We start from the raw sequence: 5,043 nt of genomic DNA, 5'->3' as shown, positions 1-5,043 counted from the left end.
ACCCAGCGGATATGAAATGGGCACGTTTCTGTTGACAACATGGGAAATAACCTTGCGAAGATTATCAATCTTCGCAAGGTTATTTTTTTAAAGAAAGCGCTTTTTTGATCTCCTGCTCGTACTCGGGAAAATAACGCGCAATCACCATCAGGTCAAATTGGCGCAAAATGGATTCCTTGGGTTCTCGTTTTAGGAGGAATTCGAAGGATTTTTTGATCAGCTCTTCCACCGGAATTTTACCGCCGGTCAAATTTTTGTAATCTTTTTCGAGAACGGTAACGTCAAATGATTTCGAGCCGCGGCTGTCTGTTACCGCCACCTGACAGGCAAATCCATCGCCCGAATCGTCACATGAAACACGAATCTCCGCCATGATTTTCCTCAATTTAGGGGTTGAAAGATCAGTTTATTTTCATTAAATTTAAAGAACTTGTTGCAGAAAATCAAGAACAAAAACAAACCGATGGGAAACAATTGCCCCTTTTTGCGTTTAAGAATCAGTTACTCAAACAAAGAAAACCACAATGAGAAAAATCACTGTTTTTTTAATTGTGCTTGGTTTTATTTTTTCCGGAGAGACCTCGGCACAGCTCCTCGTTTTAAAACCCGCTTACAAAATTTCCCGTGCGGGGTCCAAAGTGGGAGAGCTTCTGAATCCTCAGGGATTGGCCGTTGACCCTGCCGGAAATGTGTACGTGGTCGACACCGGAAACAACCGGCTCCAGAAATTCTCTTCGGAGGGAAAGTTTCTGACCCAGATCGGGGGATTGGGTTCGGGGAGCCAACAGTTTGATTCGCCGCGGAGCGTGTGTGCCTCCAACGGGCTGAATGTTTGGGTGGCCGATTACAACAATCACCGGGTGCAGCGTTTTGACCGGAACCTGAATTTTGTTTTTTCTTTCACGCCAAATGAAAACTGGGACGAAACTTTCCAATTTCAACTGCCCGTGGGGATTTGCGAATCCGGCCAGGGTGACCTGTTTGTAGCGGACGGGAGCTCGAATCGCGTGATCAAATTCGATGGGTTTCGGAAGCCTGTCGTGGTTTTTGGCGGCTTGGATGCCGGTCAGGGCCAGATTCAGGAAATCGGGAAGCTTGCACTTTCTCCCGAAGGAAATGTCTTTGTGTCCGACCGACAGTCCGCTGAAATTGTGGTTTTTGATTACTTCGGCAATTTTTTGTCGATTTTTCGCGATTCCCTGCTCCATGTGCCGGCAGGCCTTGCGTATTGGGAAGGGGGGCGGATGCTTTTTGTGGCCGATTCGGATCGGCCGGGGATCGAAGCCTTTACCGATGGGGGAAATCCGGTGAAGGTAAAATTTTTGCAAAAAGACCCCGCCTTCCGGCTGAAGCGGCCGGTCGATGTGGCTGTGTTCGGCGGCAGGCTGTTTGTGCTGGATCAGGCTGCAAACCAGGTGCTGGTCTATTACATTCGTTTACTGGAGGATTTGCCTCCGCAATAAATTGTTGAGGCCATGCCGCGCTAACAAAAAGGCTGCTTCATCTGTCGTCGGCAGATTCACAATGACAGTTATTTTAGCACGGTTTTTTAACATTCATTTAACGTTTTCTAAATCCGAGGTTTAATTTTCTTTGTAATATTTTCCCGCATATTGAGGGAAAACTTAGTTTGTTCATGATTTATTTTTAGGCAGGAATGCATAAATTCTTACTCATAACGGCGTTATTTCTTATTTTTTGGGGGAGGATTGATTCTGCAGAAGCGCAAACCCTTTCCTTTCCGATGACCTTGTTTCACACCACTGAAAAAATTCCGGTGGCGGCGGCCGATTCAACGGTCCGTCTGAAACACTCCTGGATTATCAAAAACAGCCTTTCGCTTCGCCTGAAAAACCATCCGGCATTGTTGCCGGATCTTCGCCGGATCGATGACCAGCGGGGAATTCTTTATTTCAAATCTCCTTTTAAAAAAGCAGACACCCTTTTCGCCGCCTACGACTTTTTGCCGGTTACCCTTCCGACAACCTATTTTTTGTGGCAGCCGGTTTCCCATTCGGGGGGAAAAAAATTGGCTCAAAGTCGAAGAGCGGTTGTTCGCCGAAAGCCCCGATCGCAAACGTTGGATACGCCGCGGCTCCGAAAGTCGGGAAGCCTCACCCGAAGCGTGACGATGGGCAGTAATCGGGGACTGCGTCTGGATTCCGGATTAAATCTGCAATTGTCCGGGCAAATTGCGCCCAACGTACAGGTAGTAGCCGCATTAACCGATCAGAATACCCCGATTCAGCCCGAAGGAAATACGCAAACCCTGAATGAAATTGACCGCGTGTACATTCAGGTGAAAAGTCCTTACGCCAACGCCACCATGGGTGATTTTTATTTGAATTACTCCGGAGGCCGGTACGAAAACTACCGGCGCAAACTCCAGGGGGCGAAGGTCACACTTTCCAGACCGGGAGAAGAAGTAACCCTTTCGGGGGCCGTTTCCCGGGGGAAGTTTTTTACGAATCGATTCAACGGCCAGGAGGGCAATCAGGGGCCGTACCAGCTTCACGGCGACCAGGGGCAAACGGACATTATTGTTCTGGCGGGTACGGAACGCGTTTGGGTGGATGGGCAGCCGATGACCCGGGGAGACGACAACGATTACGTGATCGAATACGGCAACGGGCAGATCACATTTACCCGTCACCGGCTGATTACGGCCGATTCCCGGATCGAAGTGGATTTTGAATATTCGGACGTCAAATTTCAGAGAAATCTGTGGAGTGCTCAATCCGATTGGCAATCGGAATCCGGTGTGTGGAAGATGAACGCTCTCCTTGTGCGCGAGGCAGACGATAAAAATAATCCCCTGGATGAAACGTATTCCAAAAAGGACCTGGCCTTTTTACGCACGATCGGCGATGCCCGGGATTCCGCCTTCACATCGGGTGCGAAGTTTGTGGGGGCCGGCAAGGGAAATTTTACCCGGATTGATTCGGCCGGTGTGGTCTTTTACCGGTATCTTGGTGAAAAGCAGGGGGATTACCAGGTGCGTTTTTCTTACACGGGGCCCGGTGGGGGCGATTACCGCTATCTGGGAGCGGGACGCTATGTGTACGTTGGAAAAAAGTTGGGAAGTTATTTGCCGGTGAAACTCCTGACCTTGCCGCAAAGCCAGAACTACGGCGCTTTTCGTCTTCAATTCAATCCGGGCAAGAATTTTTCGTTCTCCGGTCAATTGGCGGCCAGTCAATTTGATCCGAACACCTTTTCCAGAATTGGAGACGATCAACATTTCGGACCGGCTTACCAGGTAGGACTCCGCTGGTCGCCGCAGTCGGTAAAAATTCGGGATTTTCTGTTGGGCAGCCTTCAGGTGAGAGGGAATCTTCGGGAGGAGAGTAGCCGGTTTCAGCCGGTCAGCCGGATTCAGGCAGTGGAATATAATCGGAAATGGGATCTCCAGAAATCGGCTGGAGCCGGGGAAAAGGTTCAGGAAATGACCCTTCACTTCACCCGAAAAAAGCATTTGCAGCTGGAGGGAGAACTGGGGCGCCTTGGGAAGGGGCGCGATTTTCAGGCCGACCGCTGGTCAGGCGGTATTCGGATCACCCCACAAAAGGGGCCGCGCCTGTTTTATCGGAGGGAGTGGATTGCCAGTCGTGTGGCTTCCCGCGGGCAAAAAAGCGGCTGGCTGAGACAGAAGGGGCAGATTCAGCTTCCGGTGTGGTGGTTGGTTCCGGAAGTGTCGTACGAGGGCGAGGACAAACGGGAACGGATTGGGGGAGATTCCTTACGGACAGGGTTTCGGTTTAACGATTGGAAAACGGCCCTCAGCCTGAAACCGCTGGGCCGGCTGCAGGCGTCGGTCGGTTTGAACTGGCGGGAAGATTTCGATTGGTCGCGGCAGGGTTACACAGCGGATTCCCGGGCGTTGACCCGGTTTCTGAAAACCTCTCTCCGAAATTGGCACAACCTGACGGCCCGTCTGGAATGGACATCCCGCTTGCGGGATTACACAAATCCGGAAACCCAGGACCGTCGTACCCTGCTCTCGGACGTGTCCGTTTTGTACACGCCCTTTCGCCGGGGAATTGTTTCCGATGTACGCTACCAAATTTCCAGCACTCAGCTCTCAAAACAGGAACGCATTTACCTGAAGGTCGATCCCGGTCAGGGGAATTACCGTTTCGACGAGGAGTTAAACGAATACGTTCCCGATCCTTTCGGCGATTACGTTCTGCGGACCTTTTCCACAGGCGAATTTTTGCCGATTACGGATGTGCAGGCGAATTGGAAGTTTCGATTCCATCCGAAGCGGTTCCTGGGAAGGCGGAAGAAACGGGAAAAGACCTTTAAAAAATGGTTCCGCAACTTTGCCTGGGAATCGTATTTTCGTTTGAACAAGAAGTCGACCGATCCCAACGAGGGGCTGCGAACCCTGGTGCCGGGGAGGTCTGTCTTCCCGCAAAAAAACACCATTTTCGGACAGTACCAGATTCGGGAGGATTTTTTCTTTTTTCAGATGAAAGATTCGCAAAGCCTCCGCCTGCGCTGGCTGGAAAATAAGGAAGTAAACAATCGGTACACGGAGGGCGGGCAGGACAATTTTAGGCAGGAGCAGTCCTTGCGGTGGATTGTTCGCTGGATGCGGAATCTGGGATCCGAATGGAATCTGTACCGAAAGCGCATCCGAAAAACGTACCGGTTTGCCGGGCGGCAAAGCCGGGACATTCGTGCCCTGCTGGGGAAGGGGAAAGTGTCGTACACGTGGCAGCACAAGGTGGAATTTCAACTTTCCGGACAATTGGGTCGTGACCGTGACCGGCTGGAAAATCCGGCGACGCAGGCCTGGTACTGGGAATTGGGAACCGGAGTTACCCTTTCGCTGAGGGGCCGGGGTCGGGTGCGATCCGATTTTGATTGGGCCGAGGTGCGCGTGAGCCCGGGGAATCGAATTCTTCCCTACGAAATGGCCGGAGGCCGGGCGGCGGGCCGAAATTTGAACTGGAATTTGGGTGTGGATTACCGGTTGTCGTCCCGGTTGATGCTTTTGGTCAGCTACACCGGCCGCAAGGACCGCATTCGGCCGAACGT

General features: G+C 51.5%; 3 protein-coding genes. 2 read left to right on the top strand and 1 reads right to left on the bottom strand.

Annotated features, from left to right (window positions below):
• Window positions 1–79: 79 nt before the first annotated feature.
• Window positions 80–373 carry a hypothetical protein gene (locus GXO76_04850; GenBank protein ID NOY77179.1) on the bottom strand — a complete coding sequence of 98 codons (294 nt, stop codon included), beginning with the start codon at window positions 371–373 and terminating at the stop codon, window positions 80–82.
• Window positions 374–524: 151 nt separating this feature from the next.
• Here GXO76_04850 and GXO76_04845 point away from each other — a divergent pair, with 151 nt between their 5' ends.
• Together GXO76_04845 and GXO76_04840 are read left to right on the top strand one after the other, a co-directional pair.
• On the top strand, window positions 525–1,463 hold the full coding sequence (locus tag GXO76_04845) for a hypothetical protein (protein NOY77178.1): 939 nt from the start codon (window positions 525–527) through the stop codon (window positions 1,461–1,463).
• A 281-nt stretch (window positions 1,464–1,744) separates the two neighbouring features.
• The coding region (locus GXO76_04840; protein ID NOY77177.1) for a hypothetical protein at window positions 1,745–5,043 on the top strand (3,299 nt) is incomplete at its 3' end.

This window comes from Calditrichota bacterium (assembly GCA_013151735.1).
Taxonomy (GTDB): Bacteria; Zhuqueibacterota; JdFR-76; order JdFR-76; family BMS3Abin05; genus BMS3Abin05.
Note: the sequence above shows the minus strand (reverse complement) of the source record. Positions and strands in the feature narration are given on the sequence as shown.

Excerpts from the sequence above, each read along its gene's own strand:
- GXO76_04845 (NOY77178.1), top strand. The coding sequence starts at position 525 with ATGAGAAAAATCACTGTTTTTTTAATTGTGCTTGGTTTTATTTTTTCC.
- GXO76_04850 (NOY77179.1), bottom strand. The coding sequence starts at position 373 with ATGGCGGAGATTCGTGTTTCATGTGACGATTCGGGCGATGGATTTGCC.